Genomic DNA, 25614 nt, shown 5'->3' with positions numbered 1-25614 from the left:
CCAGCGCCATGGAACGGCTGTTGGGAAAGGCCATCGCGGTAGTCGTGGTGGTGCTGGCCATCGGGTTGGGTGCGGCCGTCCTGGTGCGCATCGACAGCCGGCCACGCACCCACGACGCGTTCCTGTACGCCGATAGCGCGGGGCTGGCCCCTGAAGTCAGCGGACGCATCCTCGGCCTTAAGGTGCGCGATAATCAGCGCGTCACGAAAGGGCAGGTTCTGGTGGTGATCGACCCGGAACCGTTCGAGCTGAGGCTCCGCCAGGCGCGCGCGCAAGTGGCGGCGCTCAAGGCGCAGATCGCGCTGACCGGGCGGCAGGTGGCTGGCCAATCATCCGGCGCCGACGCCGCCGCAACCCAGGTGGGCCGCGCCCGAACCCAATACAAATTGGCACAGGACACGCTTGAGCGACTTTCCCCGCTGCTCGGCAAGGGCTATGTCACCGCGCAGCAGGTCGATGAAGCCCGCACCAATGTGCAGACGGCCGCGGCATCGTTGACCGCCGCCACCCAGCAGGCCCAGCAGGCCCGCCAGATGGTGGGCGACACCGACAGTCTGGAAGCACAACTGGCCGGCGCTGAAGCCAGCGAAGCTCTGGCGGAACGCGACCTGAGGCTGTCGACGGTGGTGGCCCCGTTCGACGGGCTGGTGGTCGGGCTGGATATCGCCGATGGCGCCTACGCGATCGCCGGTCACCCGCTGTTCACCCTGGTCAAGGCGAACGAATGGTATGCGGTGGCCAATTTCCGCGAGACCGAGCTATCCGCCGTCGCTGCTGGCGACGACGCCACGATCTGGATGATGATGGACAATGGCCATCCTCTGCACGGCAAGGTGGACAGCATCGGCTGGGGCGTCCGGCCGGAGGACGGCGGTGGCCCCTCCCTGCCAACTGTGGGTCGGACCCTCAGCTGGGTGGTGGTGGCGCAACGCTTCCCTGTTCGCATTCGCCTGACCGAACCACCGGAATTGCTCATGCGTGTTGGGGAAACGGTGACAGTCATGGTGCGGCATGGCCGTCGTTGATGGTCCGCCTCTGCTGGCGCTCCTCCGCGCCGAGCTGGCCCTGCGGCCAGGAAGGATAAGCCAGGTCTGCCGTATCGCCATCACCTGTACAGTCGTCGTCATCATCGGCCAGATCTTCCAGGTGCCGCTGACGCCCTACATGGCCTACGCCGTATTCCTGGTCAGCGGTGGCGAGGCGGCAAGCACGGTGATGGTCGGCCTGGTGGCGGCGCTCGCGTTCACCATCGCCGTCGGGCTGTCGCTGCTGTTTTACGTCTTCGACGCGTCGGAGCCGGCACTTCGCATTCCGCTGATGGCGTTGAGCACCTTCGTGGGCATGTATCTGGTGCGGGTTATGACACTGGGTCCGGTGATGTTCCTGGCGAGCTTCGTGCTCGTCCTGTCTCAGACCCTGATCGACGAAATCCCTAACCTCGAAGCATTGACCCATACGGTGCTCTGGTTGTGGGTCGTTGTGATGATCCCGGTCGTGGCGACCATCCTGGTCAATCTGCTGATCGGGGTGGATCCTGCGCGCCTGGCGCGGCGCTCCGCCCACGACTTGCTCAAGGCCTTGGCGAACGCGCTCCGATGCGGAGATTTCTCGGGCTTGGCGCAACGACGGGAGGAAGCGGTCGCTCTGATGGAGGTGCGCCACAAGGCCGCCTTTTTGAACCCCGGCCTGCACGGGCGCGATGCCCTGGACGGCATGCTGATCGAGACTGTGGCGGAACTGCTCGCCCTTTGTCCCTTGCTGCCCCGGCAGACACCCGCCGCGATCCGGCTGCCCTTGGCGGCGGTGGCGGAAGACTGCGCGACATTTCTGTCCGGAGGGGCGCCGCCGAAACCTCTCGCCCTGGCGATGCCCACGCCAGATTTGACGCCTGAGGCGACTGCGGTTGTCATCGCGTTCCGCACGGCGATGATGCGGCTGCGGGACGGCCTGTCCCAGCGCGATTCAATAAATGCGGCCGTGCCGAGGCAACGAAAGCCCATCTTTGTGGGCGACGCCTTCACCAACCCATCGCACGCGCGATTTGCCCTTAAGACCAGCCTGGCCGCCATGGCCTGCTATGTCGCTTATAATTTGGTGGATTGGCCCGGCATCGATACCGCGATCACCACCTGCTTTTTCGTGGCCCTCGGAAGCCTGGGGGAAACCATGCACAAGCTGACGCTGCGCCTCAGCGGAGCAATTCTGGGTGGGCTGCTGGGTGGGATGTGCGTGGTGTTCATCCTGCCTCATATGACCGACATCGGCCAGCTGTCGCTGCTCATTTTGAGTGGCTCCGCACTGGGTGCCTGGATCTCAACCAGCAGCGACAGGCTTTCCTACGCCGGCATGCAGCTGGCCTTCGCCTTTTTCCTCACCGTGCTGCAGGGCTATGCCCCGTCGACGGACCTCACAATTCCGCGCGATCGCATCGCCGGCATCCTGCTTGGCAACGTGGTGATGTCCCTCGTCTTCAGCCTGTCGTGGCCGGTCAGCGCCACGGACCGGGTCCGAAGCTCCATCGCCGAGGCCTTGCGCGCCTTGGCCCTACTGTTGAGTTCCGGCGCACCTGGTACCCGGCTGGCCGCGCTGCGGGCACTGGGAGCCGCCCACCGCTACACAGGCCTTGCCTTGTTTGAACTGAAGGCGCTTCCGGAGCGCGCGCTCCGGAAGCATGAAGTGATAACCCTCGATTCCCTGGACCGTATCGCCGCGGCGATCTTCACCATTGCCGATCAGGCCGCAAGTCCCGCCGCCGCGCCAGCCGATGCCGCCGCCGCTGGTTGGCTGGTTGCCAGCGCCGACCGGGTTATGAGTGGCGTCCCTGTCCAGCCAGCGCCAGCAGACGCGGCCGCGGATCTCGAAGGGTTGCTCGCCGTAACCCCGGCGGACGATCGCATCCCGCTCCAAGCCCGCAAATTGCTGTTGCAGCAAATTGCCCTCGCAACCGACGCCAGGAGTTGACAGCCGTGCTGTACCTCCGCACCGCCCTTCTACTCTGTCCCCTTCTTGCATCCGCCTGTGCCGCCGACAGGCTGGACCTGGCTCCGTCCAGTCCGGATCGCCCCATCCTGCTGCCGACGGATTATTCGGCCCAGCCGGCACAAGGTTCAACCGTGCGCCATGAGGCCCCGGATGTCGTTCCATCACCGGTGATGGTCGACCCTTCCCGGCGCTACGATTTGCCGGCCTTGATCGATCTTTCCCAGCGAAACAATCCTGACACGCGTATCGCCTGGGAAAGGGCCCGCCAGGCGGCGTTGGGGGTCGGCCTCGCGGAAGCCGCCTACCTGCCGCAGATTTCGGCGGAGGCGATCGGCGGGATCCAGCATACACCGCTGCCGGCACCCACGTCTTTGATTCCGAAAGGATACTTCACCAGCAACAGCCGAGAGTTGGTTCCGGCGCTGACCGCCAAATGGCTGTTGTTCGATTTCGGTCAGCGTGCCGGTGCCGTTGACGAGGCCAAGGCCAATTCATTCGTCAGCAATGTGTCCTTCAACGGCATCCACCAGCGGCTGATCTATGAAGTGAGCCGCGACTATTTCGCCCTGGGCGCCACCCGTGGCCGGCTCAAAGTGGCGCAGAAGGCTCTGGATAACGCGCTGGTGGTGCAGGAAGCGACCCAAGGAAAGCAGAGCAACGGCTTGGCCACCGTGGTGGCCCTGCATCAGGCGGAACGGGAAACGGCCCAGACACGTTTCAATCTCGAACGGGCGCGTGGCGCGGAGCGCGCCGCCTACACGGCGCTGATGGTCAGCCTAGGCCTGCCGCCGTCAGAGCCGTTGCAAACCACCGACAGTTCCGAATTGCCGTTGCCAGCACTACCCTCGGGGGATATCGAGCAGATGATCCGCGAGGCATTGAATGCCCGTCCCGACATGCTGGCCGCCCTGGGAAAGGTTCGGGCTGCCGAGGGGCGCATTCGGTCGGCGAAGGCCACCTACTATCCGACCGTGGGGATCGATACAAAGGTCTATGAAAACATCGGCCAGCTGAGTTCGCAGGGCCGTCCCTACAGCAACGTCAATCTTCCCGGGTCCTCCATTCTGCTGAGGATCAGTCTGCCGCTTTATGACGGCGGCGTGCGGGACGCCAAGGTGGCGCAAGCCAATTCCGAACTGGCCACCGCCAATTGGGAACTCGACCGAACCCGCGACGCCGCGTCCAAACAGGTGATCGACGCCTATGACGCGCTGACGACCAGCTTCGCCGAATACCAGGCCGCCGTGGTCCTCACCAAAGCGGCCCAGACGGCCTATGATTCCGCCCTGGAAGCTTATCGTCATGGTGTCGGGACTTATACCGAACTAGTCACGTCGGAAACGTCCCTTGCCCGCGCCCAGTCGGATAAGGAAGATGCCCATGCCAACGTTTTCACCGCGGCCGCGGCACTAGCCTTCGCGACTGGCTCAATGCCATGAAAGGAATGCAGAGGGCGCCCAGGATCATCGGGGCACCCGAAGCGATGAGCGCCAAGTGAAAATCGCCGGTCAAGTCGCGCATCGTGCCGACCGCGGCGGGCGAAACGATACCGGCGATATTGCCAACCGAGTTGATCAGGGCAATTCCGGCCGCAACGTTGCTCGGCGGTAGATATCGTTCCGGCATTGCCCAGAGGATCGGGGCGGCGGACGTCACGCCGATGACGGCCATGCACATGGCCGGCAAAGCCAATGCCGCGTGAGACAGGACACCCCCTGCCGCTACCAGTCCCAAGCCACTCATAAGCAGCGGAATGGCCAGATGCCAAAGCCGTTCCTGGCGTCGATCCGATCGGCGCGACCATAGGTACATGGCGACCATCCCGAACAGACCAAAACAAGACGCCAATGAGCCCACCGCCGCATCGGTGAAATCCATGCTTTTCAAAACGGTGGGTAGCCAATACCCCAGGCAAGAGGTCCCTACCTCCACACTTGCGCTCAGAACAAGCATCCACAGAATAGACGCGCCACGTGCCGGCAGGTCCTTCCGTTCATTAATCAACCGACGCTCTTCGTCTATTCTTTCTGTCAGCCAGGCACTTTCCTGTGGGGACAGCCAGGACGCCTCAGCGGGGTTGTCCGTCAGGAACCCAAGGCAGGACAGGCCGAGTAGAACCGCCGGCAGCCCTTCTATGACAAAGAGCCATTGCCAGCCTTGCAGGCCCAACACGTTCTCCAATCGCAGCAACGGAACCGAGATCAAAGGCCCGATCGCGGCCGCGGCGACACCGCATGCGACGAATAGCGCTGTGAAACGGGCGCGGTATGCCGAAGGAAACCAGCGTAAGGCGAAGAAGATTACCCCCGGGAAAAGACCGGCCTCCGCGGCGCCCAGTGCCAACCTCGCGATGATCAGGCCACCGCCATCCCGGACCGCCGCCGTCATCGCCGAAACGATTCCCCAGGTGATCAGCAGCACGGCCAACCAGATGCGCGCGCCCAGCCTGGACAGGACAAGGTTGCTGGGTATCGAAAACAACACATAGGTGACATAAAACGCGCCGACCCCCAGGCCAAATTTTTGCGCGCTCAGCCCCAGGGCGTCGTTCATGGTCAACGCCGCGACCGATATGTTGGTGCGGTCCAGGCTGGCGACAAAAAAACACAGGCCCAGAAAAGGAATCAATCGCGCGCTGACGCGGCGCATTACGGTTGCTTCAGTCATAATAGATCAACTAGTTGGAGGTAACTGGCAGATAACGTCGTCCGTTATCCCGCGCATAGGCCGCAGGCGTGCAGCCAACATGGTGGCGGAAGCGGCGTGTGAAATGGCTTTGGTCGGAAAAGCCCACCGCGTAGGCGATGTCGGCAAGCGGCAGTTCAGCGGCCCGAACCAGCTCTTTCGCCTGCTCAATTCTCAACCGCTCCAAATATTTCATGGGGGACATCCCCACTTCTTTTTTAAAGATCTTGACCAGGTGGAACCGGTTCACACCCGCCGCTTCGGCAAGTTCGGCGAGAGAGATTTTCTCCATGCCGCGCTCTTCGACATAAGCGAGGGCACGTCTCATGGCGGCCGAGGATAGCACCGCCGAGGGTGGGGCATTGTTATGTACGTCGGCGCTGTAGCTGCGGACGAGGTGGACCGACAGCGCGACGGATAGGGACTCAATCAGGAGATCTTGAGCCGGATGTGGCGCCCGCCCCAATTCCAGCGACAGCATTTCGCCCAAGTGGACGAGCCAAGGATCCCGCACCCGAAAATTGCTGAGGAAGCGAGGCTTGGATGCCGTTCCAATGCGCCTGCAGGCATCGGCCGCCTGCAATAACTGCTCCGGCATCAGGCCAATTCTGATGTGTCGGGGTAACAGGCCACGGAAACGGGTTTCGTATCCAGCCGGCATCATCGTGGCTTCGCCGAAGAGGCTTGGGCTTTCAAAGGTCTTACCAAGCCGCTCCTGTAGAACCTCTGATGAACGGCCAAGTGAAACGGTAACGATGTGGTGGTCGCGTGGCGGCATGAATTGGCTGCCATCCATGTAATAGTCGGCATATTCATCCAAAGAAATGCCTTCCCATAGCCTGCCGGCACTGGTGGCACGCAGGGGGCGATCGCTGAGCTGCTGTCGTGCCTGCTCAAAATTGACCGCCTGCTGATATTGTCTAGCCGACATGATTGGAATCCCTTACCGCGAACCTGCCCGCATGACAGGGCGGAATTCAGGTGAAGCTGAGCGTGATGTGACACTTAATCTTAATATTGCGCTTCCAAAGCAGATGTTTGGAAAGGCGCGCCGTCCGACGCCGTAGTAGGCCAATGAGCACTTCTTTGCCGACTTTTGCGTTTTACGGGGAAATCTGCAACCGCGTTCTACTGATACACCACCCCACATAATGGATATGCACTTCGTCGCTCCCCCGTTCAATCAACCAAAGCTCAAAACGGGATGACGTCGCTGTCGGGAATTACCGCAACGGTGGCCGCGGGTTCGGGACCACGGTCTGGAACACCATCCTTCGAATGAGGCGTGATTGCCTGGTTCACACGGTCCTTGAGGTTACGGCGAGGCCCCACCGCAATTTGCGACCACGCGGCCAATAAGCTTCAATCTTTCTGATTCACCACACTGTTAAGCTGCCTTCCTGATTGACGCCCCCATTCAGATTCCCGGGGGTCCGATCCAAAAACCCATATACCATACGCTATCTGGATTGCGTACGCTATGCGTTGGCTATTTTGGCGAACGCGACCTCAACTGTGAGAGGACAATATGATGGCGTTCGCCTCTCCACTTGCGGCCGGCAGCGTTGGGGACCAGGGCAGCAGCGACGGCCTTCATTTCGGCCCCTTCCGCCTGTCGCGAGCCGAAAGGCGCCTTGAGCGGGACGGCAAGCTCGTTCCGTTGGGCGGCCGGGCCCTCGACGTTCTTTTTGCCTTGGTCGAACGCTCTGGCCAAGTGGTCAGCAAAGACGAACTCACCCGTGTCGTCTGGCCGGGCGTGATCGTTGAAGAGGGGAACCTGCGGTTCCATATCGTCGCCCTGCGCAAGGCACTCGGCGACAGCGCGCAGGATGGTAGGTACCTCGCCACCGTGGCGGGACGCGGCTATTGCTTCACCGCCACCGCGGCACCGACTCCCGACGCGCCGTCAGCCACGACAGCCATGCAGGTGCCTCACCTCCCGCTCAGGACACGCCGCATCATCGGCATCGACGCGACGGTCGTGGACGCCAGAAGGGAACTGCTGGCGCGTCGCTTTCTGACGCTGGTCGGGCCGCCCGGTATCGGTAAAACGACGTTGGCGGTCAAATTAGGCCACGACCTTCTGGAATATTTTCCTGATGGTGTCGCCTTTGTTGAACTCGGCGCTCTCAGCGGCAACGCTTTGGTTCCCGCCGCCACCGCCGCGGCCGCGGGCCACTCCTTACCGGCCGATCACCGGTTGGAACATCTTCTTGGGATCTTCCGCGATCGCAAAATGCTATTAATCCTCGATAGCTGCGAACACGTCATAGATTACGTCGCCGACCTCGCTGAAAAGCTATTCAGCAGCCTTCCTGAACTCAGCATCTTGGCCACAAGCCGGGAATCATTAAGAGCGGAAGGGGAACATGTCTTCCGATTATTCCCGCTGGCATGCCCACCCCCGACCCTTCCCCCCTCCAGCGAAGCCGCATTGTGCTACTCGGCGGTAGAGTTCTTCGTTGATCGTGTCCAGGCCAATCAATTGGGCTTTCAATTGTCGGACGAGGATACGCCATTGGTCGGCGAAATATGCCGCAAGCTCGATGGCATCCCCCTGGCCCTGGAGTTGGCAGCCGGTCGTGTTCCAGCCTATGGCATCAAGCAAACGGCAGCCCTTCTGGATGGGCATTTCCGCCTGCTGTGGGAAGGGCGGCGAGCCGCCCCGCCCCGGCTCCAGACCTTGAGCGCGGCACTCGACTGGAGCTACGAGTTGCTGAATGAACCGGAGCGTGCCGTGCTCCGGCGTATTTCCATTTTCGTGGGTTACTTCACCCTGGACGCCGCGATCGCCGTCGCCAGTTTTGGTGATTCTGACAGCCACTCGGTGGTGAGGATCCTGGCCAACTTGGTTTCAAAGTCGCTGGTGGCGCTGCATGAAACGTCGCAGGGCGTCCGCTACCGACTGCTCGACACCACCCGCGTTTACGGTTTGTCGAAGATTGAGGCAACGGACGAGGCGCGAGCCGTGGCTTACAACCACGCACGCTTCTCTTACGCCGCCGGTGGCTAGCCGATAGATTGAGGGTTGCCGGTACGCCGATTGTGCTGCATGAGTCGAGTATGGATGATGGTCGAACAAGATTAACCCGTCAGGAAAGCCAACTTGCGACCCGTGCGCGTTTGATTGTGGCCGCTCGGAAATTGATCGCAAGTGATGGGGTTGCGGCCGCTTCCGTCCGTAACGTTGCAGAGGCGGCCGGCTACACGCAGGGCGCCTTCTATTCCAATTTTCCAACCAAGGACCACATGCTGATGGCGGTCCTCGCGGACCATCTGGAAAGCGTCGCAACCCGGGTGGAGGCGATGGCGGAGGAGGTTCTCGCCTCGCCTCAAGACAGGGACAAAGGGAGGACACCGGCCGCGATCGTCGCGTTCCTCCAAAATCTAAACCCGAAATCGAACTGGGCGACCCTCGCTACTGAACTCTTGCTACATGCCAACCGCAGTGCTGACTTGGCGGCGGACTACTCCATGATACGGGAAGCGTTTTTCCGGCGGCTGGGCGCGGCATTCCGACAAATCTTCAATCACCTTGGCCTGACGCCCTCCATCCCACCTGAAGATCTGGCGATGGGGCTCATCTCGACCTCAGTCGGCTTTTCAATTCAATTCGGGGGGCCATTAACTCCTGAAGCCAGGGAACGTTTTATGACTGCAGTGTTTCAAGGAATAATTACCACCGCATCGCCATTACCGAATGAGTAGAGCGCCTTCCTCAATCCGGCAACAGGATTGGAGCCCACTCGCCGCTTGCCCGCCACAAACCCAGCGCCCCACCGCCGCTTCTTTTTTGCTGGATAAAGCCTCGATATGGCCGCCTTTCGCAGGGAGGTCTCCGTTTGCCCTAATCCACGGTTTTGAGATGAACTCCAAAAAGGCGGGCAACGCTTGCGATGAGTGCTTGAAGGTCAGGTCATCGGCTACCAGGCCAAGGTCCGGCGCGTCGGTCACAAGCCCGTCTCCAAGACCTTCGAGAAGAAGAAGGACGCCGAGCGCTGGGCCAAGTCCGTCGAGACCGACATGGACCGCCGGGTCTGTTAATCGGCGTGCAGCTTGGACGCCGATCGGTACGACAACCATCTGATTCCTTTGAAATCGGCGGGGTCAATTGATCGCGCCGATCCACATTCCAATCCGCCAGGGACGAGCGACTGGGCAGCTGCGGCCTTCCCGATTATGCTCCTCATTGAATTCGATATTGATAATCACTTGCAATATTGAATTGCCGGCGGCATCATGGGAATCCTCCCGTTTTCGCATCGGGTAACCATGTCGCTATATGACCACCCCAGCCAATTCTCCGCCGTGGACGCTCGACCCAACAATCATGATGCGTTTGCCCCACCGCAGCACGGCGCTGACGAATATTGGGCTTATGAAATAGCGCGCCCGGTCATCGCCGTCGGCGTCGAGACCAAGCTCGCGGCAATGAAGGAAACCAGCCTTCATCATCATCGGAAGGCGCAGCTTATCCTCACGCTCAGCGGCCTCGTCACCTGCGAGGTGGACAACAGCGCATGGATTGTCCCACCACAGTGCGCACTCTGGATACCGGGTGGGCAAGCCCACAGCCTCAAAGCGTCCGGCGATCTCAAGATCTACTGCCTCTTTGTCGATACAGACGCCGCTGCGGTCATGCCGGCCGAATGCTGCACAATCGCCGTCACCCCGCTTCTGCGGGAGTTGATGCTGCGCACGGCGTCACTTCCCCCACTTTACGATTTGGATGGACCGGACGGCCGCCTGGTTACCGTGCTTCTCGACGAGTTGGCGGCCGCCCCCATCGAGAAATTGCACTTTCCGATGCCGCGCGATCCGCGGCTTAGAAAGATCATAAACGCCATGCTGTCCGACCCCGCGGAGCGCCTGACAATCGCCGAATGGGGACGCCAAGTCGGCGCGTCCGAGCGCAACCTCACGCGCATCCTGAGAACGGAAACCGGTATGAGCTTCGGACGGTGGCGCCAGCAGCTTCACATTCAGCTGGCCTTGCAGCACCTCGCTCAGGGGGTTTCGGTCAAGGTGGTCGCCCAGGATCTTGGGTATGAGAGCGCGAGCGCGTTCATCACCATGTTCCGAAAGGCCCTGGGCAAATCCCCTGCTCGATATCTGGCTGATCGCTGCAGTCTCGGATCGAGCGCCGAGGCTTTGCCCAGTTCGTGAACCTCGCGGTAATGAGGATGGCCGAAATAGTCGCGTAAGCGTCATTCTCCCTACATGTCGGCGCCCTTTCCATGAGCGACCGAAGCGTTGGCTTCCTTGTCCTCGGCGGGATTTTGCGCCTCCCACCCGCCACCGAGCGCTTTGAATAATGCGACCCGATCGATCGCCAGCTTGAGCTCCGATGCGGCCAGTTTAGCTTCCGCATCCGTCAAGGTAGTTTGGGCGGAAATCTGGTCGAGATAGCTGGTCGACCCTGCGCGGTAGAGGCGATCGGCCAAGCCGAAGGCGCGCGCGGAGCGGTTTCGGGCCTCCTCCAACGCGGAGCGTTCATCCATATCAGCCGCATATGCCGTGAGGGCCTGTTCCGTTTCCTTGAGTGCCGTCAGCACCACCCCATCGAAATTGGCCAAGTCGGCATCGGTCGTTGACCGCGCCTCGCTGATGCGTGCCTGCGCAACGGCGAAATTCGGGAAGCTCCAGGTGATGAGCGGTCCGAAGGAAAAGGATATGGCGGGGCCGAACTGCCCAGATCCGCTATGCGTATAGTCGAATGCGCCCCCAAGACTGATCTTGGGATAGAGTTCCGCCATCGCGACACCGATGCGAGCCGTGTCGCTCGCAACTGTCCGTTCGGCCTGCCGCACGTCGGGCCGCCGCCGCAGCAGCGCCGCGCCGTCGCCAATGGGAATGGGGCGGTGTGGTTGAGGGGCTCGGGTGCATGCGGTCGCCGCCGCCGGCACCTCCGACGGCGCGCGGCCCATCAGGGCCGCGAGTTCGAACAGCGCGGCGCGGCGCTGGCCCTCCAGAGGCGGAATAGCGGCCTGGGCGGATGCCACCGCCGTTCCCGCACGCTCGAGATCGAAGCTCGATGCCGAACCCGCACGTTCTTGATCCGCAACCAAGCGATAGCTGTCCTGCGCCAGCGCCAACGACGAGCGGGCGACATTGATCGACTGACTGAGCGCGCAGGCTTCGGAATAAGACCGCGTTGTCCCCGCCACCACAGCTACCCGAACGGCATCGCGCGCGGCGGCCTCAGCTTCGGCGCTCCCGCGCGCGGCTTCGATCGTCCGGCTGACTCGGCCAAACAGGTCAACTTCCCAGGCCATGCTCATGCCGCCCTGCTCGACGAACTGCTCCCGATTGGAACTAGAGTTGTAGGCCCCGCCTTGGCTGGTCTGCCCGCGTCCCCACGTCACGCCGCCACTGGTCGTGGTTGTCGGAAAGCGACCAGCCCGCGCCTCCGAGAGTACGGCATGAGCCCGCTGCAGGTTGGCATTGGCGGCACGGAGGTCCGCATTCGCCGCGAGAGCAGTCTCGACGATCGAGGCGAGCGCCGGATCGTCATAGAGCCGCCACCAATCGGCAGGCAGGGGTGCCGCCGGAGTCACCTCTGGCGCCTTCGAAACGAATGGTCCTGTCGCGCTCGCAGCGCTCCAGGATGCCGGAGGCTGATAGTTCGGGCCGGACATGCAGCCGCTCAAGAGGCTGCTACTGGCGACGACAACCAGGCTCAGGCGACGACTGGTGGGCTTATACATCTGCAGGCTCCAACGCAGCGAGATCACGCGCACGACCGCCTTCGAGGACAGCTCGATGATCGATGCCCAGGAAGGTGTAGATGGTGGGTAAGACGAAAAGCGTGAAAAGCGTACCCACCATCAGCCCGACGACGATCACGACGCCAATGGCAAACCGACTGGCGGAGCCCGCCCCGGCAGCGAACAGAAGTGGAAACAATCCTGCCACCATCGCCGCCGTCGTCATCAGGATCGGCCGCATTCGCTCTCCCGCGGCTTTCTGGATGGCCTCAAAGCGGCCGAGGCCCTCATTCTCCTGAATATGGTTGGCGAAGCTGACCATCAGGATGCCGTGCTTGGAAATCAGCCCGATCAGGGTAACGAGCCCGATCTGGGTATAGATGTTCAAGGTGCCATAGCCGAGCCACAGCGGCACAAGCGCACCGCATATTGCCAGTGGCACCGTCACGAGGATGACCAACGGGTCACGCAGGCTCTCGAATTGGGCGGCGAGGACCAGGAAGATCACGACCAGCGCGAAGCCGAACGATGCGATCAGCCTGTTTCCCTCATGGACGTACTGACGGCTGTCACTCAGCCAATCGATGGTCATGCCGGTTGGCAACGGCTGGGATTGAAGGAAGGAAACGGCCTCTCCCATGGTCACACCGGGAAGAGGAACCGCCTGCAAAGTGTCGGAATTCATTTGATTGAACTGCGTCAACTGATTGGCCTGGGGCTCCGTTTCGATGCGTGTCACCGTCGAGAGAGGAACCACTGATCCCGAACGCGTCTTGACGTAGAGGCGCCCCAGGTCGGCCGGCGTGACCCGGTCCACACCCGCCACCTGCGGGATGACATCGTAGGAGCGACCATGAAAGTTGAAGCGGTTGATGTAATTCTCGCCAACGAGCACCGCCAACGTGTCGCCGATCGCCTGCATCGAGATCCCCATATCGTTGGCCTTGCTTGCATCGATCACGACATGGGTCGACCGGCTGTCGAAAGCGATCTCGCTGTCGACGAAGGCGAATAGCCCGCTGGTCCTGGCCGCCGCCTTGAGGTTCTCGACGGTCGCGTACAAAGTTTCGAAATCGCCGGGCGACCGCACGACCATCTGAACGGGAAATCCACCCGTCGACCCAGGCAATGGCGGCAGCTGAAGCGCCGTCACTGTCTCGCCATGGACTGCGCCGCCTTCGATTTGCAGGACATTCTGGATATCTGTCGCAGCGCGTCGGCGTTGCGACCAGTCCTTGAGTATATCACCGGCAAGCATCGTGTTCGGCCCACCGCCGCTCGCGCCGCCAATATGCATGAAGCTGCTCTCGTACTCCGGCATGGCGGCGAAAGACTTCTGAAGCTGGTCAGCATAGCGGGACGAATAGCTCACGCCGGCATATTGCGGTGCCTTCGTCACAGCCAGGACAACGCCCTGATCCTCGGTCGGCGCGAGCTCATGCCGGGTGCCGAGAAACAAGACAATCACTCCGGCCAGGACGGACGCACCGACCACCAGCACCGCCGGGCGCGCCTGGAGCGTTTTGCCAAGCAGCCACCTGTAAGCATCGGTAAGACGTTCGATCCCATGCTCGATCTTGTTCGCGAGACCCAATTCTTCAGACTTGGGCTGCAACAGAAACGAGCACATCATCGGCGACAGGGTCAGCGCGACAATTCCCGAGACAAGCACCGAGCATGCCAGGGTAAAAGCGAATTCGAGGAACAGCGCGCCGGTTAGGCCGCCCATCAGACCAATCGGCGCATAGACCGCGGCCAGCGTGATTGTCATGGCGATCACCGGCCCGATGATCTCGCGGGCGCCGATCATCGCCGCCTGAATGGGCGAGCGGCCTTCCTCGATATGCCGATGGATGTTCTCGACGACTACGATCGCATCGTCCACGACAAGACCGATGGCGAGAACCATCGCCAGCAGCGTCAGAAGGTTCACGGAGAAACCGAAAGCGAGCATCAGCGCGCATGTCCCCACCAGTGAAAGGGGGATTGTGACGATCGGCACCATCACGGCGCGCACGGAGCCCAGGAAGAGAAAGATCACGACGATCACAATCACGATCGCCTCAATCAGCGTCTCCTCAACTTCCGAAATCGAGGCGTTGATGAACTTGCCCACGTCGTAGTTGGGCTCAACGGTGAGCCCAGCCGGCGCCATGGTCCTGATCTTCGGGATGAGTGCCTGGGCCTGCCTTACAATTTCGAGCGGATTGCCGTCCGGGGTTGGCTGGATCTGAATGAATACCGCAGGATACCCATTCGCGAAGGATGCCGTGTCGTAGTTCTTGCCACCAATCTCGATCGTCCCAACCTCGCCGAGGCGAACGATCCCGGAACCGTCGGCGCCGGTCTTGACGACCATTTGCCGAAACTGGTCGACATCGCGGAGATCCGTGTCCGCGGTGATATTGCTGACGGTAAGTTCACTCTTGAGCTGCCCTGGGGCCGCCTGCACGTTGTTGGCGAGAAGCGCCGACGAAATGTCACTTGCAGACAAGCCGCGCGCGGCCAGCTTTGTCGGGTCGAGCCAGATCCGCATGGCCAGATCCCGACCGCCGATGACGTCGGCCGACCCCACGCCCGGGATGCTCGTGAACAGAGGCTGAGCCACCCGCTCGACGAAATCGGTGGTCTGGGACAGGGAAAGCGTCTTGCTATAGAACGCGACGTACTGGACACCAGTCCCGCCAACCGTCGACTTGGTGATGGCAGGGTCGGTCGCTCCCGCCGGAAGGCGATATTTGACTTCTTGGACCTTTGCGAGGATTTCGGTCATCGCGCGGTCGGCGTTGGCGTTCAGGGTCAACCGCGCCGAAATCTTGCTGTCGCCCTGTGTCGACGTGGAGGTAAGGTACTCGATACCGTTCGCGGTCGCGATCGACTGTGCGATCGGCTGGGTGATGAAACCCTGCATCACGTCCTGCGTCGCGCCAGGAAAGCGCGTCTCGATCGTGATGATCGTGTTCTCCATGTAGGGGTATTCCCGTATCGGGATCGAGAACACGGCGCTGATGCCGATCAGCAGGATGAGCAAGCTGACGACGAGCGATAGGATAGGGCGGCGGATGAAAAGGTCGGTGAAGCGCATCGTCAAATCCGATCACGGCTGGGCGGTAGGGGTAGAAGAGGTCACCTTGACCGCACCACCGGGCTGAAGGCGAAGCTGGCCCACCGTCACGATGACGTCACCGGGCTTCAGTCCCGCCTCGACGATCACGTCGCCGCCTGTTTGCTGACCGAGCTTCACTGGCACGAACTCCACCTTGCCAAGATGCTGGGCGTCTGAGCCCCGCACGACGGCCACCGCATCTCCCGAGGCAGAGGTCTGAACGGCGGTTAGAGGCACGACGATCGCTGATCGCGCAGGAAGAACCACACCAACGGTCACGTACATACCGGGCCGAAGGTTGTGGTCGATGTTCGAAATCGTGGCCTGGACGGTGACGTTGCGCGTGTCGTCCCCGATCACGGGTTCGATGGTGGTGATCCGCCCATTGAAGGACTGGTTTGGAAAGGCATCGGAACTGACGTCGACCGAGCCGCCGACATGCAATGCTGACAGGCTCTGCTGCGGCACGGTGAAGTTGACATAAAGTGAATTGAGGCTCGTCAGTGTCGCAATCGGATCGCCAGCATGAAGATACTGCCCCAGATTGGCGCGACGGATGCCAATCTCACCGTCGAAGGGCGCGACAATCGTCTTTTGGACAATTTGTGCGTTGTACTGAGCAATCGCCGCTTTCGCCTGGGTGAACTCCGACTGGCGTTGCTGCAGGATCTGCTTCGCTTCCGCGCCGGTCGACGCCAGGCCCAAAGATCTGTCGAGCTGAAGGCGCGCAAACTCGGCTTTGGCCTCAGCATCGGCCAAGCCCGCACGTTCCGGGCCGTCATAGAGCTGCACGAGCGGCGTGCCAGCCTTCACGGTTTGGCCGGCTTGAAAATTGATGGCAATGACGCGGCCGGGCTGCTCAGACGCTAGAGTGACGCCCTGCACCGCCTGGAGCGAACCCACCGCACGCAACGTACTCCCAACGGAATGTGCTTCCACCGTCATGGCCGACACGTCCGCTGGCGGGAATGCCATTGCGCCCGACGGGCCCATTCGAAGCTGACGCCAACTGAAGAGACCCAACACGACGATCGCCATGAAGAAGGCCGCGGCCAAAATGCGCTTGGTCATCAGGAATGCCCCTCCGACAACCGGCACTGATAGTCTGGTGCCGTTGGTGTCCAAGTCACCGGCCGCGCAAAGATAGCCCCCTGAAGGCAACTGATGTGCCTCCGTTCCACATTCAACCGGCTTTGGGCGGCTGGACTTACTGTCCCTAGGCTTGACAACGGGCAAAGCGAATTCGAGTGGCGAAGTGCCATGGTGCGATCCACTGGTGAATATTGTCGTGCTCTCGCCGGGCCATGCGCCACGTCAGACGATCGCCGTGAGCCAAGGGAAGATATCCATCTGCTCGACTTCAAGCATTCCGCAACTTTGCCAGATTATTGTTCAAACCGGCCACGTCTCGGGCGCCAAGACGGTGCTTCCCGGTAGGACGAGGATTTTTCAAGCCGCGTAGCGGGATCGCAGGATATGCCGCCCCGGGCCGCCCCCGGGGCTCGCCAAAGTGGTCATCGACAGGGGCCGGCGGGTCCGGGCTTCCCACCGTTGCCGCCGGATTCTTCCGTCCAGGGACACGATCCTCAGCCGGCCGCACGATTGGTGGCGCGCCGCCAACATCCTCCGGATTGTTTCCGAATTTGCCGGCCTGGACCCTTTGCTTTGTATGCCGTCAGTTCGACGCAACGCCGTGAACGGCTTTGCTCTTCACGACCAGGTTCTTATCGTTGCGCAGCAGACGCCACGTCGCGCGAAGCGCGATGACGCCGGGCAAGGTAACCGCGATCAAGGCGGTGGCCATGATATGGCCGCCGTCACGAATACCGTCAAAGATGCCACCGAAGGTACCACCAATGACGAGGAAACCACCAAGCAGGAGCATAGACCAGTTTGCCGCGCGGAAACGCACTGTAACCGCCAGCACGGGAGGGATGAGCCAAAGCACATAAAGGATCGCGAAGGCCCACAAGGCGCCTGCGTCCAAGACGATCGCCGGTGTGGCGCCATGGCTCGCAATGTAGGTGCTTAGATAAGTCAGCAACTGCATCACGGCATAGATTAGGCTACCGATGGCCGTCATCAACCATAGCAGAGCTACCTGGTGTCGCAATAGTGTTGTCGGTTCATTCATGGTTATCTCTCCAATATTCAAAGAAAACGTGATTGATGAATTCGTCGTCGGAGCACCGCCGCTGGCGCGATAGGTGGCCTGCGGCTCATACTTCGCTCTTTCATCGGCGCAATCAGCGCGGCCCGTGGAGGGAGAACGTGATGGGGACCACCAATTCGACCGGATCGGAGCCCAGTTCGGGCGGCGGTTTTGGCAGAGGTTGCGCTCGCTCGATCAATGCCTGAGCCTCCCGGTCGAGGAGTTCATAGCCTGATGACTTCTCCAGCCGGGAGCTGAGCACTCGTCCTTCGCGATCCATAGTGAAACGCAGATAGGCGACGCCTTGCTGATGGCGCGTTTGCGCATCCGTGGGATAGCGCTTGAAGCGCTCCAGTTGAGCGAGCAGCAATCCCTGCCAGGTCGGTATGGATACGCCCGATCCGGCCGCCGCCCTTGGCGCCGAAGCTGCCGGCGATGGCGATGCGGCGGCCAGCTGCTGCGGGATGGTCTCGGTCGCCGGCGTCTCGTCGGTAGTAGATTGGGGTTGGGGTCGCGGAGGGGCGGCGAGCGCGGCCGCCGCCTTCGCCACATGCGCCAGCGGTGGTATTTTTATTGATGGACGGGATGCGGCCGTCTCAACGCGGCGCTCTTGCGGACGTGGCGGAATCTCCGCCGGCGCCGCTTCCCGTGGAGCCGGCATTGGAGCCATATCGACCATAATCGCGGGCGGAGGCGGCGGAGGCATTGATTCAACGGGTGTGAACCACCACGCGGCGACGAACACGGGTGCGGCGTGGATCCCCAGGATCGCGGCAAGTGAAACAGCCCACCGCCACCGCGCCCGTGTGTCCTCGTCGCGCCATAGCGCCTCAACGGACAGTATGCTCGTCTGTGCGGCAGGCATTTCCGCGTTAATCTTCCGGGTGGCCGCGAGCACGGTCATGGCGAAACGCCGCCTTCAAGCCCCACCAGCGCGACCTTGAGATACCCTACCTCACGCAGAGCGTTCATGGTTTTCATCAACGTGCCGTAATCCACCGTCTTGTCGGCACGCAGGAACACCCGCTGCTCCTTATCCCCGTGTGTCAAAGAGTTGATGGCGGCGCCCAAACCATCCTGGACTATGGGATTGTCGCCCAGCATCAGGCTGTGATCCGCCTTGACCGTAAGGAAGATCGGCTTGTCCGGTCGCGGCTGCGGCGGCGCTGTCGCGGCCGGAAGGTCGACGGGCACATCGACAGTCGCAAGCGGCGCCGCGACCATGAAGATGATGAGCAGCACCAGCATCACGTCGATGAACGGCGTGACGTTGATCTCGTGGGTTTCCGCAAGCCCTTGGTCGCCGTGATGTATACGGATCGCCATGAGGTCACTCCGCTACGGCATGAAGTTCAACTTCAGGCCGCGCGCCGGCGCTTAAATCCCGCGATACCAGACGCAGCACCGCAGCCGACGTATCGGCAACGATCGCCCGGTAGGTCGCTGTCTGGCGAACGAAGTGGTTGTATATGACCACCGCCGGGATTGCGGCGACAAGGCCGCAAGCGGTCGCCAGCAGCGCTTCGGCAATGCCCGGCGCGACGATGGCGAGATTGGTGGTCTGGGCCCTCGAGATGCCGATGAAGGAATTCATGATGCCCCAGACCGTGCCGAACAAGCCGACGAACGGAGCCGTCGCGCCGATGGTGGCGAGGAGGCCCGTTCCCCTGACGATGCGCCGCCCGATTGCCGCTTCGAGGCGCTCGAGCCGAGAACCGATGCGATCTTCCAGGCGTGAAATATTTCCCTCATGCCTGCCACCGGGATCCCCCAGGCCAGCGGCGGAAAGGCGCAGCTCCTCCTCAGCCGCCGCGACAAGGATCGATGATGGGCTTCCATTGAGTTGTTTGGTGGCATCGCCAAGCGAATGGGCTTGATCGACAGCGCGTAGCGCGTGTCTCTGCGCACGCGTCGCGTGGGCAAGTTCCAGCCCCTTGGTGATAAGCACCGTCCAAGTCATGACCGAAGCGAAAGCCAGCCCGACCATAACCACCTTCACCACCAAGTCCGCGTGGAGGAACATCGACAAGGGGGAGAAATCGCGCTGCGGCAGGGCATCCGTCGCTGCCGCTGGCGGAATGGCCGCGGTTTGAGCAAAGCCGGTGACAGGCAGCACCAACAACAGTGCGGCGAGCAAAGCTAACGACCAACCTCGAGAGGACGGGCGTCGGAACGAGGGCGGGGAGATGGCGCTGCATAGGCGTCTCATAGTTCCGCCTCCCGCCGGAGCAGGTTGTGATATACGCCGGTAAGCGCCAGTGTCCCCTGCGTGTCGCCCTCCAAGGACGTTCGCACCTCTATGATCGCGCGATCAAGGTCGTAAAGCAGCGTGCGCAGCCCTTCGTCCTTGATCATCGACTGGGTCCAAAAGAATGATGCCCAGCGTGTGCCACGGGTTATCTCGTTAACCCGGTGCAAACTGCCGGCCGGATAGAGGGCCATGTGACCGGCGGGCAGCTTCACCACATGCAGGCCGTAGCTGTCCTCAACCACCAGCTCCCCGCCATCATAAGCCTCAGGCTCCGTGAGGAAGAGTGTTGACGACAAGTCCGCGCGCATCCGTATCCCGGCATTGGGTACCGCCCGCACGGCGCCATCGACATGGGTGTCAAAGCGCATGCCAACATCGTACCTGTTGAAAAGCGGCGGCAGGACGCGCAGGGGCAGCGCGGCACTGTTGAACAGGGCGTTCCGGCCCAGCGCCCGCAGGATGATGTCGCCGGCTTCACGCGCCGCGGCCGAACCTTCCGGAAGCTGAAGATTATGCTTTGCGCGTGCCGCTTGGTCGCCGGCTGTGACGCGACCATCCACAACCACCGCGGCCTCTATGGTACGGCGGACGGTAGCGACCTCGTCCGCCGACAGGACCTGGGGAATTTCGATCAGCATGATGGCCTAGAACCTCACAGCCGCGGTCACGGTCACGGTGCGGCCAGCGACCGGCGTCGCGTAACCGTTGGCAAAAGCGGAGCTGTAGGCCAGCGCATCGGTGAGGTTTATGACGTTGATCGCGACATGGTATTTGTCGGTGGGGTCATAGGAAACCACTGCATCAACTGTGGTCGCGGCGGGTATACGCAGCGTATTCAAGTTGTTTACAAAATAATCAGAACGATAGTTCACGCCACCACCGACAAGAAGATGACCGGGAAATCCCTCGACGAGAGAGGCCACATCATAAGTCGACCACAAAGAGGCACCGTGCTTCGAAACGTAAGGCACCCGGTTACCGGCCGCGGAGACGGGCGTGAACGGAGTGATGGCGGATGCGACGATCTTGCTGTCCATATAGGAGTAGGATGCTTGCACATCCCATTCGGCCGTGATCTTCCCGGTCAGGCCCAGCTCCACGCCTTGCACCCGGTCATTGTCATCGGTGGTTGTCGCAATACCCGTCACCGGATCGGTGTAGGAGACATTGCTTTTATTCACGCGAAACAAGGCCGCCGTCGCGCCGAGCCGATCATTGAGAAGGCTCCATTTGCCGCCGATCTCAAACGTCTCATCGCCCTCAGGCTTCAGATTCTGCTGCGTGCCATACTGCGAAAGCCCAAGGGAGGAGCTGAGCGAGGTGATATTGTTGGCTGGGGGCGTGAACGAACGCGCGTAGCTGAAGTAATAAGTCTGCTGGGCGGTCGGCTCCCAAATCAATGAAGCCTTGGGGCTGGCGAAATTCGTCGTCGTCTTGACCTGGTTGCCCGTCACATTGGCGTCGACCTGATAGTGATCCCAACGAACGCCGCCGAGGATGGAAAGCTCCGGCGTCAGCCACATCCGATCGCTGATAAAGGGACCGACATCCCAGCTCGTCGCCGTCGTGCGATTGGCCGGGGATATGACGTCGGCGAAGCCCGGCGAATTATTGAAGATTGGATGCAGCAATGTTCCCGCAGGCTCGGGGCCGGTCGGCAAATAGAAGTTTGTGGTCGCATGCTGCGCATACGCATCGACGCCAGACACCAGTTCGTGGCGGAACCACCCTGTTTCGAACCGCATCACCGCCGTCGTGACGTTTTCGCCGCCATAACTTGTCTGCTTGGTTCCGCCAACCGCCCAAATCGTGTAGGGCGTGTTGAGGTTTCCCGCTAGAACATCGGTTGCGCATGTGCTCGGGAACGGATAGCCCGGCGACGCACACATGGTCGGTGTGAACTTCAGGTCCCGTGTGTAATGGCCGAAGCGCGTATCATTGGTAAGTGTCAGCCAATCGCCGAATTGACCCTTGTAGAGGACCGTGCCGACATCGGCGTCCATAAGATCCCGGTCGCTTTCGCGCCCATAATAGGTCGAGCGTGGGACACCGTATTCCGTGACGGGCTCACCAATGGTGCCCGCGACGCTGACCATGGGGACGCCGAAATCCGGCCGCTGGTTGCTATGTTGATGGAAGTAATCGACGATGACTTGCTGATCTGTGCCCAGATCAAAACCGAGGGACCCGAGAACACCCCACCGGTCCGAATAGACATGATCGCGATCGACGATGTCCTGGCGATTCCCCATGACGACGACCCGCGCCGCCGTCGTGTCGTCGATCTGGCGATTCACGTCCAGCACACCGCGCCCGTAAGGTCCCATCCCGCCGGTCGCCTCCAATGATAACTCATCGCCGAGATGGGCTTTCTTGCTGTCCATCTCGATCACGCCGCCGGTCGTGCCATTGCCGAAGCTCTGCGACGAGGGGCCTTTGAGCACCATGATGTTCTCGGTGGCGAAGCTGTCGCGCACATAGGACCCGAAGTCGCGGAGTCCATCGACGTACAGATCGCCAGAAGCGTCAAAGCCACGGATGCGGAACTGATCGCCAGATATTCCGCCACCGCCCTCACCGGTCGCGACGGTGATCCCGGGCACGTATTGCAGCACCTGGTCGACCGTGGTGGCGTGCTGCTGTTCGATCACCACCTGTGGTATGACGGTAATTGTCTGCGGCGTGCTCTGCAGCGGGTCCGGAAGCCGGTTGAGGCCGGTATCGGTTTGCAGGGCGTTGGTCGATGAGGCCTCCGTCCCTTCGATCTTGAGCGCAGGAAGCCAAACCGTTCCGCCGCCGGGCGGCTGCGCCGGCGCGGCATCCTGAGCCCCAGCCTCATCGGCGGCGATGAAGAGAACGCCACTCGCGAGGCTGGCCGTCGCGCCCAGGCCCGTCAACGCAGGCCGCAAAGTTTTAATCGTTATCACAATACCCCCTTCAACTCTGATGATTCTCAGCGCAGCGGCGCGCAAATGCCGCGACCAGCTTCATCGGTGACCGCATCGCGCGCAGGCGATCCGTCGCTCCCGCGTGCCCATTCTTTGCAGCCGTTTTGAAAAGCATCCGCGCACCGGCGGGGTCTGGCGAACCCGCCACACCGTTTTCCAGCGCGACGCCATAAGCATAGAGATCGCCTGGCTGACCGCCTTCCGCGATACGCTGGAGCGCCTCGAGGCCACGTCGCCGCAACGTGGTCTCTGGCTGCGCCAGCAGCAGGGGCGCGATGCGCCGGCGGAATCCGTTGTCGCTATTGGCGACGGCGCGCTGCAGCCATTGATCGGCAGTTCCCACGTCGCCGGTGCGGTACAGGATCGTGGCGAGATTGTATTGCGCCCAGTGGTCGCCCAACTTGGCGGCCTTCATATACCAGAACAGCGCGCCGGCCGGGTCGCATGGCCCCGCCCAGCCTTCCTCCAGGAAGCGCGCGAGCGAGTTCATCGCCTTGAGATTGGCTTTACTGGTGCCGCCTTCCGCGGCGGCCTTGAACAGAGCGAAGCATCGAGGGCGATCTTTCGGATCGCCTCCGCGCATCAGCATTTGTGCCAGGTTGACCTGCGCCCAAAGGTGGCCAGCCTGCGCCGCGATCTCGAATGACTCGGTTGCGCGCGCCTGGTCGACGGGGACACCCCACCCCTGTTCGTAGCAGCGCCCGACCATGTTGCGGGCTTCAGGATCACCGGTTGCGGCGGCCCTCTCGAACCAGGCGAACGCCGCTTTAGGGTCGCGCACAATTCCTCGGCCATCGAGCAGCAATTGTCCGAATACGAGCTGCGCGGGCGCCAGCCCCGCCTGTGCGGCGGCCTTCATCCAGCGGACAGCCGCCTGCGGATTATTCGCCAGCATTTTGCGCAAGCCATCAGCAGTGACGCGCTGAGGTCGGAGCTGGATGACGAGCCGAGGTGGTGTCGGTGCCGCGTCGCCGCTCAGTGTCGCTGCGTGTTCAGCCGACAACGGCGCCTTTGGCGCATAATCTCCATGAGCAGGCACCTGGCCTACATCTCCATAGCATTGACGAACTGGCATGATTCCGGAAATCGCAATTGCAACGCATTCTTAATTCCTATTAGTGCCACGTCCCTCAACGTCTGACATCGCACAATCCAGTCACTTTATTGCTCGTTTCGGCCACAAGGCATGAGCGGACGCCGAGGGCGGGCTTTCACCCCGCCGCCGGACCCGCTTGTCTGGTTTGCATAACTTTCTGACCGGACAGTGGAATGTGGCCGGTCTGCTAAGCGGCTATCTTCTGTGCTGATGAACGGCGCGGCGCCACGGTTCCGATAGATGGGCCGCCCCCCGAAGCGAGTATTAGGAGTGCACCATGTTCTTGAATGTCGCGGAATTTCCGATCGTGAGGCTCAGTTACGATCAGGAGGCCGCCCAAACTGAAGACGACGCGTTCGCCGCCTTTGAGAGCTTGCTTGATCGCGAGACGCCATTCGTGATCATCGGCCAGGGAGCCGCCGCTGACGATGCCGACCACGAGGATGATCCTGCCCAGCGCAAGAAGATGGCGCTATGGTCCAAGAAGAACAGGCAGCGCCTTAGCACCTTCGTCAAAGCGATGGTCTATGTCGAACCATCGGCAACCAAACGCCTTGCAATGAAGGCATTCCAGGTGGTTTCCGAGAAGTTCTGGGGCTACCCGATGCTTGTGGTCGCGTCCGACGCCGAAGCGTTGGACAAGGCGAGAGAGTTGCTGCGCTGCCCTTCCGACAAGGCGTCGACCGGCACAGCCGCTGTCCAGGACTATGGAACGTGAACCGCTCCGTTATTGCGGCAGGTTCACTTCTGAGAATATAGCTCCAATACCAAGTCGATTCTGACGCAAAGTTGGTGAACCGCCCCGAGTTTGCCGGAGGCTGACTGTTGTGCGTCATGCCGCCAAGGTTTGGTTGTCGGCGGCAGCATAGTAGCGCGCCTCGGCCTCGGCTGGCGGGATATTCCCGATGGGGGCCAGCAAACGGCGGTGGTTGAACCAGTCGACCCATTCCAGGGTGGCGAACTCGACGGCTTCCAAGGTTCGCCAAGGCCCCCGGCGATGCCTTGCGTAGAATCTCATTGGCCTGCCGCAGCTCCCGGTTCTCCCGCTCCAGAGCCTTCAGCCGCTCGCGCATCTCGGCGCTCATGCCGTCTGGTGCCGTGACAGCTCCGGCCGACTGCCGCAGCCATCGACGAAGCGTCTCCGGCGTGCAGCCGATCTTGCCGGCGATCGACATGATCGCCGCCCATTCCGATGCGTAGTCGCCCCGATGGTCCTGAACCATACGGATCGCCCGTTCCCGCAGCTCATGCGAAAACGACTTCCGTTTGCGATGCTCGTCCATAGCTCCATCCTCTCATAAGGGTAGAGCCTCCGGCAAACTCGGGGCGGTTCACGCCACAGCAAAATGTGAATGCGCCGGTAACCACACCGGATAAGAACGGCCCCAATCTCCTTGATCCGCCCGAAGAAAAGCCTGGCTAGCGACGCAGCCAAGCGAGGGTGCGGGCTCATTCCTGCGAATTCAGCTTCACCCTGGCCCACCAACCCGGCGCTTACGGCTGGAGGGCGGATCATAATGTTCACAGCACGGCTGTCGCGCCTTTGTTCTACAGACAAGATTCGGCCTGGCAAATACCCTTCCCCGGGCTTGGCGCTTAACACACGGGGGGCGGCAGGCATAAGGGTGCGGCCGTACGGCGACGGTACAAAATCGCCGCCTCAAATCACATTTGGCGGGACGATGTC

20 protein-coding genes and 2 pseudogenes are annotated in these 25614 nt (G+C 61.5%); 8 read left to right on the top strand and 14 right to left on the bottom strand.

The genetic code is table 11. The features are described 5' to 3' along the window. Nucleotides 1–8 precede the first annotated feature (8 nt). From mdtN to UAA55_RS05655, 3 genes are read left to right on the top strand one after another with little or no spacing between them, the layout of a single operon-like run. Nucleotides 9–1025 (top strand): multidrug transporter subunit MdtN, encoded by a 1017-nt coding sequence (mdtN, locus tag UAA55_RS05665; protein WP_322951679.1) that lies wholly within the window; start codon nucleotides 9–11, stop codon nucleotides 1023–1025. After that, the gene (locus tag UAA55_RS05660) at nucleotides 1012–2961 is read left to right on the top strand and encodes an FUSC family protein (RefSeq protein WP_322951678.1); all 1950 of its coding nucleotides are present in this window, start codon (nucleotides 1012–1014) and stop codon (nucleotides 2959–2961) included. Before mdtN ends, UAA55_RS05660 begins: the two co-directional genes overlap by 14 nt. 5 nt (nucleotides 2962–2966) lie before the next feature. Then, nucleotides 2967–4421 (top strand): TolC family protein, encoded by a 1455-nt coding sequence (locus UAA55_RS05655; protein WP_322951677.1) that lies wholly within the window; start codon nucleotides 2967–2969, stop codon nucleotides 4419–4421. Here the strand turns inward: UAA55_RS05655 and UAA55_RS05650 are convergent. Together UAA55_RS05650 and UAA55_RS05645 are read right to left on the bottom strand one after the other, a co-directional pair. Continuing rightward, the gene (locus tag UAA55_RS05650) at nucleotides 4375–5631 is read right to left on the bottom strand and encodes an MFS transporter (protein WP_322951675.1); all 1257 of its coding nucleotides are present in this window, start codon (nucleotides 5629–5631) and stop codon (nucleotides 4375–4377) included. The two genes, UAA55_RS05655 and UAA55_RS05650, sit on opposite strands and share 47 nt — an antisense overlap. Nucleotides 5632–5659: 28 nt before the next feature. Next, nucleotides 5660–6598, bottom strand: a complete 939-nt coding sequence (locus tag UAA55_RS05645; protein WP_322951674.1) for a helix-turn-helix transcriptional regulator — start codon at nucleotides 6596–6598, stop codon at nucleotides 5660–5662. 597 nt (nucleotides 6599–7195) lie between these two features. Here UAA55_RS05645 and UAA55_RS05640 point away from each other — a divergent pair. The 4 genes from UAA55_RS05640 (at nucleotide 7196) to UAA55_RS05625 (ending at nucleotide 10833) form a co-directional block, all read left to right on the top strand. Beyond that, the gene (locus UAA55_RS05640) at nucleotides 7196–8680 is read left to right on the top strand and encodes an ATP-binding protein (protein ID WP_322951673.1); all 1485 of its coding nucleotides are present in this window, start codon (nucleotides 7196–7198) and stop codon (nucleotides 8678–8680) included. Between the two features lie 50 nt (nucleotides 8681–8730). After that, complete coding sequence (locus tag UAA55_RS05635; protein WP_322951672.1) at nucleotides 8731–9375, top strand: TetR/AcrR family transcriptional regulator; 645 nt, start codon at nucleotides 8731–8733, stop codon at nucleotides 9373–9375. Nucleotides 9376–9567: 192 nt separating this feature from the next. Beyond that, on the top strand, nucleotides 9568–9711 hold the full coding sequence (locus UAA55_RS05630) for a hypothetical protein (RefSeq protein WP_322951671.1): 144 nt from the start codon (nucleotides 9568–9570) through the stop codon (nucleotides 9709–9711). A gap of 228 nt (nucleotides 9712–9939) precedes the next feature. Then, complete coding sequence (locus tag UAA55_RS05625; RefSeq protein ID WP_322951670.1) at nucleotides 9940–10833, top strand: AraC family transcriptional regulator; 894 nt, start codon at nucleotides 9940–9942, stop codon at nucleotides 10831–10833. 50 nt (nucleotides 10834–10883) lie between these two features. On the opposite strand, the gene UAA55_RS05620 is transcribed toward UAA55_RS05625, so the two are convergent. From UAA55_RS05620 to UAA55_RS05575, 10 genes are all read right to left on the bottom strand, one after another. Next, a complete protein-coding gene (locus UAA55_RS05620; protein ID WP_322951669.1) occupies nucleotides 10884–12374 on the bottom strand; it encodes a TolC family protein in 1491 nt (496 codons plus the stop codon). After that, nucleotides 12367–15459, bottom strand: coding sequence for an efflux RND transporter permease subunit (locus tag UAA55_RS05615; protein ID WP_322951668.1), 3093 nt, complete (start codon nucleotides 15457–15459; stop codon nucleotides 12367–12369). Before UAA55_RS05615 ends, UAA55_RS05620 begins: the two co-directional genes overlap by 8 nt. A 12-nt stretch (nucleotides 15460–15471) precedes the next feature. Further along, nucleotides 15472–16551: an efflux RND transporter periplasmic adaptor subunit gene (locus UAA55_RS05610; RefSeq protein WP_322951667.1), complete on the bottom strand. Its 1080-nt coding sequence runs from the start codon at nucleotides 16549–16551 to the stop codon at nucleotides 15472–15474. 604 nt (nucleotides 16552–17155) lie between these two features. Beyond that, nucleotides 17156–17614 carry a hypothetical protein gene (locus tag UAA55_RS05605; protein ID WP_322951666.1) on the bottom strand — a complete coding sequence of 153 codons (459 nt, stop codon included), beginning with the start codon at nucleotides 17612–17614 and terminating at the stop codon, nucleotides 17156–17158. Between the two features lie 112 nt (nucleotides 17615–17726). Continuing rightward, entirely contained in the window at nucleotides 17727–18536 is an 810-nt protein-coding gene (locus UAA55_RS05600; protein WP_322951665.1) for an energy transducer TonB family protein, read from the bottom strand. Next, a complete protein-coding gene (gene exbD / locus UAA55_RS05595) occupies nucleotides 18533–18958 on the bottom strand; it encodes a TonB system transport protein ExbD (RefSeq protein WP_322951664.1) in 426 nt (141 codons plus the stop codon). Before exbD ends, UAA55_RS05600 begins: the two co-directional genes overlap by 4 nt. A 4-nt stretch (nucleotides 18959–18962) precedes the next feature. Beyond that, nucleotides 18963–19769, bottom strand: coding sequence for a tonB-system energizer ExbB (exbB, locus tag UAA55_RS05590; protein ID WP_322951663.1), 807 nt, complete (start codon nucleotides 19767–19769; stop codon nucleotides 18963–18965). Nucleotides 19770–19837: 68 nt separating this feature from the next. Beyond that, nucleotides 19838–20521, bottom strand: a complete 684-nt coding sequence (locus tag UAA55_RS05585; RefSeq protein ID WP_322951662.1) for a Fe2+-dependent dioxygenase — start codon at nucleotides 20519–20521, stop codon at nucleotides 19838–19840. Between the two features lie 6 nt (nucleotides 20522–20527). Beyond that, nucleotides 20528–22780 (bottom strand): TonB-dependent receptor, encoded by a 2253-nt coding sequence (locus UAA55_RS05580; protein WP_322951661.1) that lies wholly within the window; start codon nucleotides 22778–22780, stop codon nucleotides 20528–20530. A gap of 40 nt (nucleotides 22781–22820) precedes the next feature. After that, complete coding sequence (locus UAA55_RS05575; protein ID WP_322951934.1) at nucleotides 22821–23726, bottom strand: tetratricopeptide repeat protein; 906 nt, start codon at nucleotides 23724–23726, stop codon at nucleotides 22821–22823. Between the two features lie 478 nt (nucleotides 23727–24204). Here UAA55_RS05575 and UAA55_RS05570 point away from each other — a divergent pair, with 478 nt between their 5' ends. Beyond that, nucleotides 24205–24645: a hypothetical protein gene (locus tag UAA55_RS05570; protein ID WP_322951660.1), complete on the top strand. Its 441-nt coding sequence runs from the start codon at nucleotides 24205–24207 to the stop codon at nucleotides 24643–24645. A gap of 114 nt (nucleotides 24646–24759) precedes the next feature. Here UAA55_RS05570 and UAA55_RS05565 read toward each other — a convergent pair. Both UAA55_RS05565 and UAA55_RS05560 read right to left on the bottom strand, forming a co-directional pair. Beyond that, nucleotides 24760–24927: pseudogene (locus tag UAA55_RS05565) on the bottom strand (IS3 family transposase); the annotation flags it as partial. Further along, a pseudogene (locus tag UAA55_RS05560) lies at nucleotides 24923–25210 on the bottom strand (transposase); the annotation flags it as partial. The pseudogenes UAA55_RS05565 and UAA55_RS05560, both read right to left, overlap by 5 nt. Nucleotides 25211–25614: the final 404 nt, after the last annotated feature.

The sequence above is a fragment of the Nitrospirillum guanabarense genome (assembly GCF_034653355.1).
In the GTDB taxonomy this organism is placed as follows: domain Bacteria; phylum Pseudomonadota; class Alphaproteobacteria; order Azospirillales; family Azospirillaceae; genus Nitrospirillum.
This window is presented reverse-complemented; position numbering and strand designations above follow the sequence as displayed.